The 14,406-nt window shown below is 42.8% G+C and carries 12 protein-coding genes; 5 read left to right on the top strand and 7 right to left on the bottom strand.

From position 1 onward, the window contains the following. Positions 1-43 precede the first annotated feature (43 nt). Positions 44-868, bottom strand: a complete 825-nt coding sequence (gene xapA / locus JK628_RS15580) for a xanthosine phosphorylase (protein ID WP_202285625.1) — start codon at positions 866-868, stop codon at positions 44-46. A gap of 132 nt (positions 869-1,000) precedes the next feature. On the opposite strand from xapA, the gene JK628_RS15575 reads away from it, so the two are divergent. Then, positions 1,001-1,930 carry a LysR family transcriptional regulator gene (locus tag JK628_RS15575; RefSeq protein ID WP_202285623.1) on the top strand — a complete coding sequence of 310 codons (930 nt, stop codon included), beginning with the start codon at positions 1,001-1,003 and terminating at the stop codon, positions 1,928-1,930. Positions 1,931-2,099: 169 nt separating this feature from the next. Here JK628_RS15575 and JK628_RS15570 read toward each other — a convergent pair whose 3' ends face one another. The 3 genes from JK628_RS15570 to JK628_RS15560 form a co-directional block, all read right to left on the bottom strand. After that, complete coding sequence (locus tag JK628_RS15570; RefSeq protein WP_202285621.1) at positions 2,100-2,741, bottom strand: energy transducer TonB; 642 nt, start codon at positions 2,739-2,741, stop codon at positions 2,100-2,102. A gap of 176 nt (positions 2,742-2,917) precedes the next feature. Then, positions 2,918-3,355 (bottom strand): hypothetical protein, encoded by a 438-nt coding sequence (locus JK628_RS15565; RefSeq protein ID WP_202285619.1) that lies wholly within the window; start codon positions 3,353-3,355, stop codon positions 2,918-2,920. Between the two features lie 270 nt (positions 3,356-3,625). Next, on the bottom strand, positions 3,626-6,067 hold the full coding sequence (locus JK628_RS15560; RefSeq protein ID WP_202285617.1) for an OmcA/MtrC family decaheme c-type cytochrome: 2,442 nt from the start codon (positions 6,065-6,067) through the stop codon (positions 3,626-3,628). A 700-nt stretch (positions 6,068-6,767) separates the two neighbouring features. On the opposite strand from JK628_RS15560, the gene JK628_RS15555 reads away from it, so the two are divergent. Beyond that, complete coding sequence (locus tag JK628_RS15555) at positions 6,768-6,992, top strand: DUF3955 domain-containing protein (protein ID WP_202285615.1); 225 nt, start codon at positions 6,768-6,770, stop codon at positions 6,990-6,992. Positions 6,993-7,118: 126 nt separating this feature from the next. Here the strand turns inward: JK628_RS15555 and JK628_RS15550 are convergent, their stop codons facing one another. Together JK628_RS15550 and JK628_RS15545 are read right to left on the bottom strand one after the other, a co-directional pair. Next, positions 7,119-8,738, bottom strand: coding sequence for an NAD(P)/FAD-dependent oxidoreductase (locus JK628_RS15550; RefSeq protein ID WP_202285613.1), 1,620 nt, complete (start codon positions 8,736-8,738; stop codon positions 7,119-7,121). Positions 8,739-8,926: 188 nt separating this feature from the next. Next, complete coding sequence (locus JK628_RS15545; protein WP_202285611.1) at positions 8,927-10,474, bottom strand: phospholipase D family protein; 1,548 nt, start codon at positions 10,472-10,474, stop codon at positions 8,927-8,929. Between the two features lie 375 nt (positions 10,475-10,849). On the opposite strand from JK628_RS15545, the gene JK628_RS15540 reads away from it, so the two are divergent. From JK628_RS15540 to JK628_RS15530, 3 genes are all read left to right on the top strand, one after another. Further along, positions 10,850-11,548, top strand: coding sequence for a polymorphic toxin-type HINT domain-containing protein (locus JK628_RS15540; protein WP_202285609.1), 699 nt, complete (start codon positions 10,850-10,852; stop codon positions 11,546-11,548). A gap of 314 nt (positions 11,549-11,862) precedes the next feature. Continuing rightward, positions 11,863-12,381 carry a TetR/AcrR family transcriptional regulator gene (locus JK628_RS15535; RefSeq protein ID WP_202285607.1) on the top strand — a complete coding sequence of 173 codons (519 nt, stop codon included), beginning with the start codon at positions 11,863-11,865 and terminating at the stop codon, positions 12,379-12,381. After that, the gene (locus JK628_RS15530) at positions 12,378-13,427 is read left to right on the top strand and encodes an alcohol dehydrogenase family protein (protein WP_202285605.1); all 1,050 of its coding nucleotides are present in this window, start codon (positions 12,378-12,380) and stop codon (positions 13,425-13,427) included. The genes JK628_RS15535 and JK628_RS15530 overlap by 4 nt, the downstream gene beginning before the upstream one ends. Before the next feature lie 50 nt (positions 13,428-13,477). Here JK628_RS15530 and JK628_RS15525 read toward each other — a convergent pair whose 3' ends face one another. After that, on the bottom strand, positions 13,478-14,239 hold the full coding sequence (locus tag JK628_RS15525; protein WP_202285603.1) for a spermidine synthase: 762 nt from the start codon (positions 14,237-14,239) through the stop codon (positions 13,478-13,480). Between the last annotated feature and the right edge of the window lie 167 nt (positions 14,240-14,406).

Here is a 14,406-nt window from a genome sequence, read left to right as displayed (position 1 = left end):
TTTTGTTGCAGGACTAAAAGTGGCAACATCAAAATTGATTACATCAAAAATGTTCGGCCATAAATGCTTTGATGAGATTGACAAAGTCATCTTGCGCAAGCTTGGCGCACTTGAGGGTCTGTTCATGGGACAGAGCTACATCTCCTAAGCCTTCGGCCATATTAGTGATGGCGCAAATCGCCAGTACGGGGAGGCTGCAGTGCGCCGCGGATATCACTTCCGGTACCACAGACATTCCGACCACGTCTCCACCAATAATTTGCATCATGCGTATCTCGGCAGCGGTTTCAAAGTTGGGTCCACTGTAAGAGACAAATACTCCTTCAGAGGCCTTAATGCCTTCACTCTTGGCGACCGCCATAGCTTCCAAACGCAAGGACTTGTCATAAGCATTGGCTAAGCTGAAAAAGCGCGGACCATAGCTGTCATCATTACGCCCCGTCATTGGAGTCCCCGGCATGGTATTGATGTGGTCATTAAAAATAACCAGAGAGCCAACACCAATAGTGTCAGGGCGCAAGGATCCCGCGGCATTAGTCACAATGAGCAGTTCACAGCCTAAACGTTTAAACGTACGCACCGGATTTGTCATGACTTTCATGCTCTGGTGTTCGTAGTAATGGCCGCGGCCTTTCATGCAAACAACGTCGACACCATTCATTCGCCCTAGTACTAACTCACCTGAGTGACCTTCAACGGTACTGACTGGAAAGCCTGCAAGATCTTCATAGGCAATACAGACTTTATCTTCCAGTTCATCGGCAAGACAGCCCAAGCCGGAGCCTAAGATGAATGCTGCCTTGGGTTTGAAATTCGGTTTAAGGGCTGAAATGGTGGCTAGTGCATTGTTTACCGGATCTATTGTCATGATCTGTTCCTTGCTGATTAATTATCTTAGGGTTAATTTACCCTAAGCTTTGTTTTCAATTAATCACTATATTCCGCATTATTATCCTGATTAGGCGTACAATGTTGATAGCCAAATAGTGAGGTTAGAATAATGAATATTAATGAAAATGTATTAAGTGGGCGCATCACATTAAAAATGCTTCGCTATTTTTATGCTGTATCTCAATGTATGCATTTTGGACAAGCCGCAGCACAGCTTAATATTTCGAAATCACCCTTGAGCGCTCAAATTAAAGAGTTAGAGTCAGTGCTGGATGTCATATTGTTTGAGCGCACCACTCGTCATGTTCAGCTCACCGATGTGGGTGTATTGCTGAAGCAGGAGTGCGCACTGTTATTCGATATGTTTAGCGATTCCATAAACAAGGTTGCTAAGGCGGGGCGAGCGATAGATAACACCATCAATATAGGGTTAATGAGCTCAATATTTTGGCTTGGTTTTGGCGCTGTGCTAAGAGAGTTTAAAAGGCGTCATCCGCAATATACCTTTAATTTTATTGAATTATCGCCGCAAAAGCAGAAGCAAGCGTTGCTCGAACATCGCATTGATCTCGGCTTGGCTCGGTTTGCAGATACGCGCAATATTTACCCATTGAGTGAACAGCGCTTATACGCAGAACCTATGTGTGTTTTAGTGTCTGATGAACATCCATTGAAAATGAAACCAAGTCTCAGTCTTGGTGATCTTATAAGTGAAGAATTTGTTTTTATCAATCGAACTAACTCAGCCTCTACCGATATGATTATTGAGCGTCTTGTTGACTGCGGGTTTTACCCTAAAGTAGCGCAGGAGGTGGTTGAGCCTACGACGTTAATGGCAGTTGTAGCAACGAGCACTTTAGTGTCGATTGTTCCGCAAAGTTATCGCCAACATCAATGGCAAGATGTGTGTTTCATTCCGTTAAATGAGACCATTTCAGCCGATATTTACGCGCTTTATGACAACCGTAATGACAGAGAGTCTGTTAATGCCTTTTTAGCCGAAATTCCCACGTTACTAAGCTTACAAAATACTAATTAGCTTAAGGAATAGCGATACTGGAGGACTATTAACTGTGGCTGCCAATGATCTGTTGATGTAGATATCAAAATTTGCTATCCCTCTTAGGGCTAACGCATTTTGATAAACAGCGTCAGCATCTGGCTCAAAGTAATCAGAGCGGCCTTGCTATCTAAGAGCGTTAATTCACTCACAGAGCCTGAATGTTATTTAATACTTGCTGAGTTTCAGTCTGCTCATGTTCACTGAGGGCACCTGATTCAATGGATTTCAATAAGTAGAGTCGTGCTTTATTAAAATCATTTATATCTTTGTGCATCAGACCTCTATAGCGATCTATTAACGCTTGTTCATAGTCAGTAGTTGGGTTTAATTCATCTAAAATAGCTATAGCCTCCTCAATGTCCTTTTGCTGATAGAGATGGAATGTTTTTTTAATTCCATCTATAACGCTTTTACTTTTAACAACGTGTTGAAATCTATTCGTTCTAGACTTGTTTTTAGCACCTTGCTTGTCGAGGTTGAAATCTAGTTTAACGGTTAGATCTTTTTTCAATACAGGCTTGCCGTCTACCAAGAATGGTGGGTATTTCCAGTGTGCTAATCCATCAGTAGCAGCAGATTCAAAAATACCTTCAGGATGTGAATTTATAACCTGAATATTTGTTACTTTTCCTGTTTTATCTACATCATATTTTAACTCTACATAACCTTCAATTCCCTTTTTTGCGGCCATGACAGGATACTTAGGCGGGGTCGTTTCTACCGACGTGTTTGGTTGGTTTGCACACCCGACAGATAAGGTGAGTAAAATAAAGACTACAAATTTCATTTTTTAATTCCTAAGGCTCTAATATATAAACGTTGTTAATCAATAAAGTAACAAGAGCGCAGCAATTTAACAACAGCCTGAGCTGTGGGGGTGAGTATTGGTATTGGCGGCTGTAAGGACACCGAAACTCTACGGGTTCGTTTAACATGCAAGTGCACCATTAAAATTAACTCTTTTTACTCTAAGGTGCTCAGTAACTGCCGTACTTTGAGACGGGTATCATCAATTTTTTCTACCACCTGCATCGCGCTGTTTTCATTATTAGCGACAGTCTCCCAATTGAGTTGCCAATTCGCTTTTAAGCTCTCTGTCGCCGCTTGAATCTCAGGTTCTGTAACCACACTCAAATCGGCAATCAGATTGACTTTAACCCAGCCTTTTCGCGGGCTACCTTGGATTATATCTTGATCGTAATGAGCGGCGTAGATGATAGATTCAAGCTCTGAAAGCTGCAGTAATAACTCGAAGCTGGCAGAACGCACATTGTTATTGTATTCGGTAATTTCCATGCGCCAAACGTTATAGCTAAAACCAACGAGGGCAAACAACATACTGAATACGGCTGTCAGTTGAAAAATAGAGATGGTCTCTTTGCCAGAAATCGATATCTTCATTCAAGCCTCAGTATTACGGTGAGTTTAATTAACTTTAGACAAAGACAGAGCAGGCTAACAACTTATTTCAAACAGTAAGCTTTTTATTAAATAGCGAGGATGTGGGGAGGAGATACGAAAAGGCGAACACTAGTGATAGCGTTCGCCTTTTTTGTACCAGTCAGTTCTTTGCAGGGAACATACTGTCGTGACTTTTATACTGATTTTCTAGGGAGTAAGCTTTTAGAACCTAGAACCTAGAACCTAGAACCTAGAACCGTTATTGAGCTCTTACATTTGAGCATGTACTTTATCAACACCTGATGCGCTGCCGATAGAGTGGCAAGTCGAGCAAGACTCAGTACCGTTTGCTTCATCTGCTGAAGCTGCGCCAAAGACAGCGCCGCCAGATAAGATCATGTGGTTTAGCATGCTTTGCTCTGCCGCGGTGATGGTGACTGGCACTTGTGGGAACTCGCCATTGTCATAACCTGGGCCATTGCTGCTTAAATCACGTGTTAGCAAGGTGTTGCCATCAGCATCGAGTACTACTTTACCGTCTGAGCCGATAAGTCCTGGACCTACACTGAGGTGACAAGAGGTACATACAAGGGCGATAGGGCTGGTGTATACCGCACCGTCGCGCACTAGATTGTTACCGTCATTAAGAGAGGTTGTTGGCGCTCGGGTGATTGACGCTCTGCTGTTTTGTGCCAGAGGTAAATCAATCTGACTTTCGTCATGACACTGAGCACAATCGCTGATAGGCGCTGAGTAAAACTCATTGCGGCCAACCATGTCAAAGTCATTCTCTGCATCAACAAAGCGGAAGTTTGAGTGGATCTTGTGAATTTCAAACTTCAAATCACTAGAGCCACCTGAACGTGGTGAGTCAGCAGGTGAGCGGGTAAAGCGATTGGCGTTATGACAAGCTTTACATTGTGACGGGTCGTCTGAGCGACGGCTGTCATGCTGAATAACTTGCTCATGACACGAATCACACTTGCTGAAGTTAGCGCCAAACTTCACTTCAAAATCAGGATTGTAAGACAGTGTGGCCGCATCAAAGAAATTATTGATCACGGTAGAAGGTGTTGAGATCTTCTCTAGCGCATTGTTGTCTGCACAGTTGACCAATGCATTACGACTATCGACACACACACCTGAAGAGATAAAGGTCGTTAGAATATCACCGCTAGTAAGAGGATCACCATTGTTGATATTTACGTCGAGTGCGGTATCCCACTGGCAAATAATGTCGCCAGTTGTCGCGCCTGCTTGGCAAAGAGGATTTTTATCTAACTCAAAAGAGTTGGGGGTGTTCTTGGCGACGTGAGTTTCAAAACCTGCGCCGTTGTCCCAGTTCAGTAGCAGACGAACGCTGTTTTTATACTGCAGGAACTCATCCGTTAGCGATATGCCATTGCCGTCTTTAGTGACGCGAACATGCACATCATAGGCCGTTGCGCTACTTGCCGTTAGATGGGTGACTTCAAACTTCACCCCATAATCACTGCCGGCAGCTTTCTTACCAAGCGCTGCTAACGTATGAACATTCTCAACAGACATGCCCGCACCTTCACCATGACAAGATAAACAAGTGTCATTGTCAGCTGGGAACATGATGTGTTTTTCACTGTTTGGCTTAGCCGTTAACATCGCTTCGTTAAATGCAATGTTATCGTGGCAAGAAGAACAGGTTGCAACGGTTGGCATACTCTTCCAGTTACCGCCCTCAGTGGTGATCACCCCTTGAAGATTTGGATTAGTCACTAGATCTGCATCATCTGCGTGGCAACCAGTACAGTTACGAATGTCTTGTGGGTAGTTAATACCGTCAATAGTACCTTTGTTATTTAGCACCCATAGACCATCGTTTTCAGCAAAAATGGTCTCTTTGTCGCCATTACGGGTGAACAGACTGTACTTGTTGCCCGCTTCAGCTAGCGTTGGCAGATCAATACCTTGGTGTATTTTATGCGCCATGACTTTTAAATCTAAGCTTTCACCACTGATTGGATCGTTTGCATCAGGGTTATGGCACGTTACGCAGTTGTCGGTATCAATTCGATTGCCACCGTGGAATGCAAGCTCAGTGTGACAGCTATTACAGCTTTCAATGGCCACAATTTGACGAGACTCACTAACATCTCCACCTGATGGTACCCAGTCAAATGTGGCATTTGCCACTGGATAACTATCAGACTTGCGAACTTCTAAACCGATTCGATGTGTTAACGCTTCTTGCCACGCAATCGTCTCTCCAGATATTGGATCGGTTGCGCTCAATACATTGGCTGCGAACGTGTATTGATAGCTACCATCCATATTGTCTATCAATTCACCCTTGTCAGAAGTCGGTAAGCTGACATTACTCACATCAGGATACTGTGCGTTATCAATGTCGGTAGCTTTGCGCAGATAACTGCTCCAGTCCGTTGTGTAGTTGTCTTCATCTGGGATGAGCTTAGCTAGCGTGCTGCGCACATCAGTTATGCCAACCAAGGCTCTGCCGTTCTGATCTTCTGCAGTGAAAGAGAAGGTCAGTTTATCAGCTGCAAACGTCGGTGCCGACATTGTCACTGTTAAGCTTGCTGCGCTAGATACGGTATCACCGCTACTTGGCGGTCCATCTTCTCCGGGGGCACCATCTTTACCATCATTACAACCCACTAAAATGACCGCGGCGACAATTGACGCCAGTAAATTATACTTTGCTATTTTTTTAGACATTTCATCAATCCCACTATAATACCAATTGAATGCTGCATCTATTTGGGTACTGCCTGCTTATGAGTGCTGGCATCTACACAAATAGATTCAAAAACGTTTCGCTGATTATTTTCCAGCATGGGTCGACTAATTTATAGATAACTAAAGTTCACCAGAATATTGATTCTGATAATTATAATTATCTTTACTTACTTAATTACCTGATAAATATAACGAATTGATTATTTAATTGAACGTAAATTAGCCTGTAGCGATCTAGGGAATATTAAGTTCTGTTAACTAGGTAACACTAAATAAATATTCATGTTGTTAGGTGGGCAGTTAAAGAGTGCTCTTGAGGTGGAATTTAGCGCAATATAGCCAACTGTGATCGCATTTAGCCATTGAAAAAGGCTAAAAAGTAAATGTTAGCTATTCTAAGGGTATTGCAGATGAGTGTAATGAAATGTAGAACGGCAAGGTATGAATACGGCCCTTGTTTAAACTTTATCGATCGCTCAATTACGCAGGTTGATGATCTGTTTGCTGGTTATCTTAGTCTTGTCGCTTTTTATTTGCCAAGCAAGGGCCGCCTTAATTCCTCCGTTAACACGGTAAATTATCTTTCATTTGACCGTTTTCAGATAAAAGGTAAATATCAGAGGGGTATAATTTAACCTGCGGCTTATCGGGCCATTAACGACAGGATGTAGAACGTTAAATGAAATTTTCAGTCAATAAAACATGGATTATTAGCTTGGTGTTACTGGGATTAGGGGCTGCTTGTTTAAGTGCTGAGAACGCGTTTTATCAGTATGTTGATGATAACGGTGTTCTTCATGAGAGTATGTTTATGCCACTAGGCATGTTGAGTCTGGTTGCCGGTACTTTGGTTTTACTGCTTTTTGCTATACAAACAGTGAAACGACTGTTAATGACTAACTAAACGACAGTTAACAGTCGAGCAATGAGATTTGAATGGCAAAGAGTTGATGGTTTATGCATTATCTTCGCAGCTTAGAATCAATAATAGAGAGCAGCCGACGTGGTGCTCTCATGATTAGAGATTTGATTAACTGTTTGCCATCTCTTTAAGCATGTCTAATGCCACTGCTTCTGCAATACTAATGCCGTCGATACCCGCTGATAAAATGCCGCCCGCATAACCAGCACCTTCACCCGCAGGATACAATCCTTTGGTGTTGATACTTTGATAATCTGCGCCGCGTTTAATTTGAATAGGTGACGAGGTACGCGTTTCAACGCCGGTTAACATGGCGTCTTTACTGTCGAAACCACGAATTTTCTTACCGAATGCAGGTAACGCTTCACGAATGGCATCGATGGCGTAGGCAGGAAGAGCATCGCTTAAGTCGGTCATTTTCACATTCGGCTTATAAGATGGCTCGACATTTTCAAATGGTTTACCTGCACCAGACGCTAAAAAGTCGCCCACCATTTGTGCTGGAGCATCGTAATTACTGCCGCCCATAACATAGGCATTGCGCTCTAATTGACGCTGTAGTGCAACGCCTTGCATTGGGTCGTTATCAAAATCACTTGGGTTAATACCCACCACAATCGCGCTGTTAGCATTACGTTCACTACGCGAGTATTGGCTCATGCCATTGGTCACTACCGCGTGCTCTTCTGACGTTGCAGCTACCACCACACCACCAGGACACATACAAAAACTGTAAACACTGCGACCACTTTTACAGTGATGCACTAGCTTGTAATCAGCAGCACCTAACATAGGGTGACCTGCATTTGTGCCAAAGCGGTCTTTATCGATCATCGCTTGTTTGTGCTCAATACGGAAACCAATCGAAAATGACTGCGCCTGCATGTAAACGCCTTTATCATGCAACATTTGGAACGTATCACGAGCACTGTGACCAATCGCTGCAATCACATGTTTAGAGTGCAGTACTTCGCCATCTCTAAGTGTGACACCTGTGACTTGACGGTCGCTAATATTGATCTCATCGACTCGGGTTTCAAAACGGACTTCGCCGCCTAAACGGATAATCTCTCTGCGCATTTTTTCAACCATAGTGACCAACTTAAAGGTACCTATATGTGGCTTACTGACATAAATAATTTCAGCAGGTGCGCCGGCGGCAACAAATTCTTGTTTTACTTTTAAGCCTTTAAAACCAGGGTCTTTAACTTGGCTGTATAATTTGCCATCAGAGAATGTACCGGCTCCACCTTCACCAAACTGCACGTTTGATTCAGTATTTAGCTCACTGGTACGCCAAAAGCGGAAGGTATCTTTAGCGCGCTCGTGGACAGACTTACCGCGCTCTAAAATAATAGGTTTAAAGCCCATTTGCGCCAACATAAGCCCGACAAACAAGCCACATGGCCCCATACCAATCACCAGTGGGCGTTCCGTTAACCCTTCTGGTGCACTGGCTACATACTTATAATCGGTATCTGGTGACACGCGGATGTTGTGATCATCAACAACCGACGCCAACAATGCCACTTCGTCAACATCGGTTAATGTCACATCCAATGTATAAATGAGTGAGATTGAATTCTTCTTGCGGGCATCGTAGCCACGCTTAAACACATGTATGTTAACCAACTGCTCAGCTGAGATAGAGAGCTTTTGCAATACAACATCTTGCAGCGCATCTTCATTATGGTCGAGAGGCAGTTTTACTTGGTTTAAACGGATCATGATTTACCTAAAAAGAGACTTAAAAAACAGCGCGTAGTTTACGTGATTTAACACCAAAATGAAATTGTCTATTGCTGTCATATTGGTGAAGGGAGCTATTCAGCTGTCACCTCTTAATATCATCCATTTAATCAATGTAGAGTGCGGTAAACTTGCTAGTATATTCAGGAGCTTAAAATGCTAATAAGTTAAAGTTGTGACTCTACAGGCAACAATTGCAAGAAACCATTTTTAAAGCGGTCCCACCAGCTGCTGTAAGGGTCATTGTCATAGGTTATTATTTTATCTCCATTTTTTTGCGTCCAGATAATATCACCCTCTTTAAGTGATAATTTAAATGCCCCGTCTCTAACGATACTGTCAAAATCCTCAACAATAAAAACAGCTAGTTTTTCTGATTCTGCAATCACACCAATTTCTGTATTTTCATTGCGAGAACGAGGGTCTAGGTTCATCGAACCAATAAAAGTAAATCTACGGTCAATGACAAAGTACTTGGCATGTAAAGTGATCTTTGATGCGGTTGAAGAAGCGGCTTTATCGGTATACTTCTTCAATATATCTATACGGGCACTGTCGACTTCATATAATTCGACCCCAAGCGCTAATAATTCTTTTCGATACTTTGAATATCCAGAGTGCACTATGGTGACATCATTAGATTTCATCGAGTTGGTTAAAATTCTAACAGTGACTCCTTTCTCTACCAGACTGCCTAACAGTGCCACGCCTTCGTCTCCTGGCACAAAGTAAGGAGAAACAATGATGAGTTCGTCTTTCGCATTATCTACGTAAGGGCGTAATTTTGGTGCTAGGTGGTATTCTGTTTTTTCCCGGGAAGAGACAATTTTTAACGGATCGTCATATAAGACTACAGCCTTGCCCGTGTATTCGTTTACTTCATCTTTTTTGACTAAACTTAATAAATCGTTTTTACGTAGTGCCTGTGCATATTGAGAGTTTTTGTTTTGCTGTAAGAAGTGTTTTAAATTTTGACTAACTTCATCTACGTCACTTTTTGATGGCTGGTAATCACTTAATAAATTAATTTCGTAGGTGATTTCGCTATTCCAATATAAGTCAAAAGATGTTTGAACCTCTTGTACAACGCTGCCTGTAAAAGCAATATCTAAATCTCCAAAAGCGACATCTGAGTGCGCACCGTAATATTGGTCTCCGACATTACGCCCGCCCAAAATGGATATGCTGCTGTCTACTGTGAACGTTTTGTTGTGCATTCGACGTGTTACTGAACCGAAGCCTGTGATTAACTGCCGAGTGCGCCTTTTATCGCGTAAAAACGGATTGAAAATGCGTACTTCGAAATGTTGGTGTGAATTTAGTTTAGCAATATCAATATCTTTGCCTGCTAAATCCATATCATCTACAAGTAAACGGATGCGCACGCCTCGCTCTGCAGCTTGCCACAAGGCTGCCGTTAATAGTCTTCCACTTAAGTCAGAGTGATATTGATAATATTGCAGGTCTACGCTCCTTTGCGCCGCATTAATCAGCGAAACGCGAGCTACAAAAGCATCAACACCATCTTCAAGCAGCATCATTAACGCATCATCATTTTCTAAGCCGAGCAGCTTGCGTTCCTCATCAAGTTCCATGGTTAACTGGCTTTCTTGAGACTTGCTCATTGCGTAACTTTTACTGCTGGTATTTTCGGGAAGGCTAGTACAAGAAAATAAAAGTAATATGGGTAGCAGGAGGATGATATTTTTTAGCACAATCACTTCCTTATAAGTTGTTGATGTATGTTAGTTAAGCTACTAGTAGTGGCAAAAGCAAGGTTTTAAAAGATGAAACGATGGGCTCCAGCGGACTAATGATACTTAATACTCAACGGCCTAGAAATGCTCGTTTAAGAGACCTTGGCAGATGCCTTTGTTGATGGGTTACTCTTGGAGTTAAAAGGGCACTCAATTCAGCGCTATGTATTTATTTTGCTACAGGCACAACCAATACCGACCTTACCTAATCGCCATTAAGCCCCGACAGATCCCTACATTTTGAAGTGGAACGGGTATAATGATGTAATTTATTTTATAAAGCCGAACAATGTTAACCCTATTGAACCCGCATTTGGAACTATTGCACAAGTTATGATCGAGATTGAATATACAATTGCCGAGTTAAAAACGTCGATGTTTGTGGTAGAAGACCACCATTTTTATCTTATTGCTGAGAAATGGATCAAGGCCGATGATATTAATGTGGGCGATGAAATATTAGCCTGCAGCGGCAGTGTAGCGAAAATAGTACAGATAAAAAAAATTGATGCAACTCGCCATTATTGCGACCTAAAAAGCAGCCACAACCATCACTATTTTGTCACCACAGCCCCCGCATTGGCTAATGACACTCTCTGCGATAGAGCCCCAATAGATCCGCTTGAACTTGTCTCGTATCAGTTGGCGAATAAACCCTCCAATTTCCCAGATGGTACGCCGACGGGGGATCACAGTGGTCCCTGGGTCGCGGCTAGATATGTAAGCAGCGATGCCAGCCAGGATGTTATCGGTTGGGGTCGTGCCAGTGACAACATGTGCGCTGAAGATGCCGCCGTAAGTGATTTGAGGCATAAGCTGGATGATGCTAGCGGATTGCATCGCGGTAATGTCGAGATTTCACATGCCTACATTAGAAAGTACACACGCAAAGGCCGCTTTGTGAACAAGATGAGTCCATGTATTCATTGCCGAGATAATTATGGCAGTGCGCTAAATGACCGAACCCTAGGGAAAAGTAATCTACACAAAAAAGGTCGTGATTATTTACCGCCTAGACCTACGGATAAATAGGCTTAACTGTTCTATTTAACTTTTATAATCAAGCATAAAAGCGTTTTAAAGGCATTTATCTGTTATATGCCTTTTGTGTCATCCATAGCTATTCCTTCAAACTTAATAGTAATACTTTTTCCAGCACTAACTTCTCAAGCACTAACTCCTTGAATATGATTACGTCTAGCCGAAACTCCCTGCATACAAACTTGGTTGCGGTGCAATACTCTCCAACAGTCACTGTGCATTGTTAAGCATAATTGCAATAGTTTGACAGAGTAGAGCAATCATTCTACCCTGTGGTAGAGTGAATATTCTACCACAGGGTACTTATGCTGAAACAACAAATTGCCGCCAGTCTAGAGGAGGCATTTAGTCTATATGGTTTTGCCGAGCCTAGCGTTGCTCAGTTAAAGGCTGCATGTAATGTCAGCCTGCGCACGCTATACAAGCACTACCCATCTAAAGAAGCGATGATTGTGGCTGCTTTGGAGTATCGTCATCAAAGGTACCTCACTTTTTTGCTTAACGAATCACCATCTCGTGGTGTTGAGTCTGTATTACATATTTTTAGTAAACTTGAACAGTGGATGCGCGACTATGCGCCACACGGCTGCTTGTCAATGAACGCGATGGCGGCCTTTCCAGACAATCAATTTATTAGTGAGGCAGTTAAAAACCACAAGCAAGAAGTTCAGCAGGTTTTAGGTCTGCAAAGTCAAAGGGAAGATCTTGCTACGGTGCTTTTCTTACTACATGAGGGGGTATCAAGTGCGTGGCCAGTGCTTGGCCAGCAAGCAATAACATCGGCTCAAAAGGCGCTATTACAACTGATAGAGGAAGATAGATGATAATTCCCCAACTCATGAAGGGCGTCCAGCTTATCGGTCATGGTGACGCAGATATGCTTAAATACCGTGATGATATAGCGGTGCCTATTCCAACTTCAAATCAAGTACTGATCAGCGTCTCTGCCGCTGGAGTTAACAATACAGATATTAATACCAGAGCAGCATGGTACTCAAAAGGTGATGGCAGTAGTGCGGATGCGAGCTGGTCTGGTAATGCGTTGGTCTTTCCACGAATTCAAGGAGCTGATGTCTGTGGTTTTATCGTTGCTGTTGGTAACAATATCGCTGCAGACCGTATTGGACAGCGCGTTATTATTGAACCCTGTATCAACCAAGTTAACGGTCAGCCGCTAAAATCGCCTTGGTATTATGGCTCTGAATGTGATGGTGGTTTTGCACAATACACGGTAGTGGATGCCAAACATGCTTACGCGGTGAACAGCGAATTTTCTGACATCGAATTAGCCTCATTTCCTTGCTCATATTCAACAGCTGAAAATATGCTTACCCGCACAAATGTCACATCACAAGATAGGGTGTTGATCTCTGGCGCTTCAGGTGGTGTTGGTTCGGCAGCTGTTCAGCTTGCTAAAGCTCGGGGAGCCTATGTTATCGCCATTACTAGTCCCAGCAAGAATCAGCAGTTATTAGCACTTGGAGCCGATCAAGTCATATCGCGAAATGCTGATTCAGTCGATACCTTAGGCGAAAATAGTATTGATGTCGTTATCGATCTGGTTGCTGGCAAACAGTGGCCTCAGTTTTTACAGCTGTTAAGGCCTGGTGGTAGATATGCGGTTTCCGGTGCTATTGGTGGTGCTTTGGTTGAGCTAGACATTCGTACCCTATATTTAAAAGACTTAAGCTTTTTTGGTTGCACGGTGCTCGAACCACAAGTATTTCAAAACCTCGTCAACTGTATCGAACAGGGTCAAATTAAACCGCTAGTTGCAGACACATTCCTACTGGACGAGATAAGTATTGCGCAAGAGGTTTTTCTGAAAAAGAAACACGTGGGTAAAATAGTTTTAACTATCCCTAAGTAATACAGTTACTCAATATTGAAGACTAGTAGCGCAGTTGGCTAAAGTACTGACTAACTATTGTCAAAATCTGCGAGTAATTGAACATACCGCTGCATCGGTATGTTCATCTGCTCTTGCAACTGTTTGCTTTTAGTCAGTAATGCTTGGTTGTTTATCGAAGGGAGGCCATTTTTGAACGCTAGTACGATGGTGTTTCCCCCCTCTATTTCAAATCTGAGCAGCTGATTTTCAAATTCGGCTGCCAGTAACTTATCTAAATCCGCAGATAACTTAAATGCCGTATGGCAGATATTGAGCACCAGAACCCCGTGTTTATTGAGGCCATTTTTACAATGTCGCAAGTAGGCAGATTGTACTTGTTGTGGCTCCATCCCATCTGAGTTGTATAGATCTGAAAAGATAATATCGCTTTTAGTGTCAGTGTTTTGTATATAGTTAACAGCATCATCGATATGAACGACAAGGCGTGCGGAGTCAGGCAGGTAAAAGTATTGATGTGCCAGTTGGGCCACAGCTTCGCGATACTCAACTGCATGTACGGTTAACTCAGCAAAACTATTGAGTAGTTTCTTTGCTATTGAACCCGCACCTAGGCCCATGACCGTGGCCGATTTTACACTGGGGATACACAATAACCCCACCATCATGGCTTGGGTGTAGCCGAGATTTAGTCCATTAATATCATTTAATTTCATGCAACTTTGATAGATCTCTCCATCGAAGCTGAGAACGCGGCTGGTTTTTGTTTGATACACATATATTGGACCGTGTTCATCGATTGTAGATGAAATACAGATGCCATTGATATCCATGGTGTTCACACCTCTGCAATACGCTTTTTTGGCCTAGATTCATCATAGTCGAAAAGGGAGTCAGTAGAAGCGATATGGCAGTAAGTATATGGTTACCCGATAAGGTGCACTGAGATCTTGAATGCAGGATAGTTGTATTTTTAATTATGGATGGCAGGGGTCATTCG

This window comes from Shewanella sp. KX20019 (genome assembly GCF_016757755.1).
In the GTDB taxonomy this organism is placed as follows: Bacteria; Pseudomonadota; Gammaproteobacteria; order Enterobacterales; family Shewanellaceae; genus Shewanella.
Note: the sequence above shows the minus strand (reverse complement) of the source record. Positions and strands in the feature narration are given on the sequence as shown.

Coding starts and splice junctions, on each gene's coding strand:
- xapA (WP_202285625.1), bottom strand. CDS start 868: ATGACAATAGATCCGGTAAACAATGCACTAGCCACCATTTCAGCCCTT.
- JK628_RS15575 (WP_202285623.1), top strand. CDS start 1,001: ATGAATATTAATGAAAATGTATTAAGTGGGCGCATCACATTAAAAATG.
- JK628_RS15570 (WP_202285621.1), bottom strand. CDS start 2,741: ATGAAATTTGTAGTCTTTATTTTACTCACCTTATCTGTCGGGTGTGCA.
- JK628_RS15565 (WP_202285619.1), bottom strand. CDS start 3,355: ATGAAGATATCGATTTCTGGCAAAGAGACCATCTCTATTTTTCAACTG.
- JK628_RS15560 (WP_202285617.1), bottom strand. CDS start 6,067: ATGTCTAAAAAAATAGCAAAGTATAATTTACTGGCGTCAATTGTCGCC.
- JK628_RS15555 (WP_202285615.1), top strand. CDS start 6,768: ATGAAATTTTCAGTCAATAAAACATGGATTATTAGCTTGGTGTTACTG.
- JK628_RS15550 (WP_202285613.1), bottom strand. CDS start 8,738: ATGATCCGTTTAAACCAAGTAAAACTGCCTCTCGACCATAATGAAGAT.
- JK628_RS15540 (WP_202285609.1), top strand. CDS start 10,850: ATGATCGAGATTGAATATACAATTGCCGAGTTAAAAACGTCGATGTTT.
- JK628_RS15535 (WP_202285607.1), top strand. CDS start 11,863: ATGCTGAAACAACAAATTGCCGCCAGTCTAGAGGAGGCATTTAGTCTA.
- JK628_RS15530 (WP_202285605.1), top strand. CDS start 12,378: ATGATAATTCCCCAACTCATGAAGGGCGTCCAGCTTATCGGTCATGGT.
- JK628_RS15525 (WP_202285603.1), bottom strand. CDS start 14,239: ATGGATATCAATGGCATCTGTATTTCATCTACAATCGATGAACACGGT.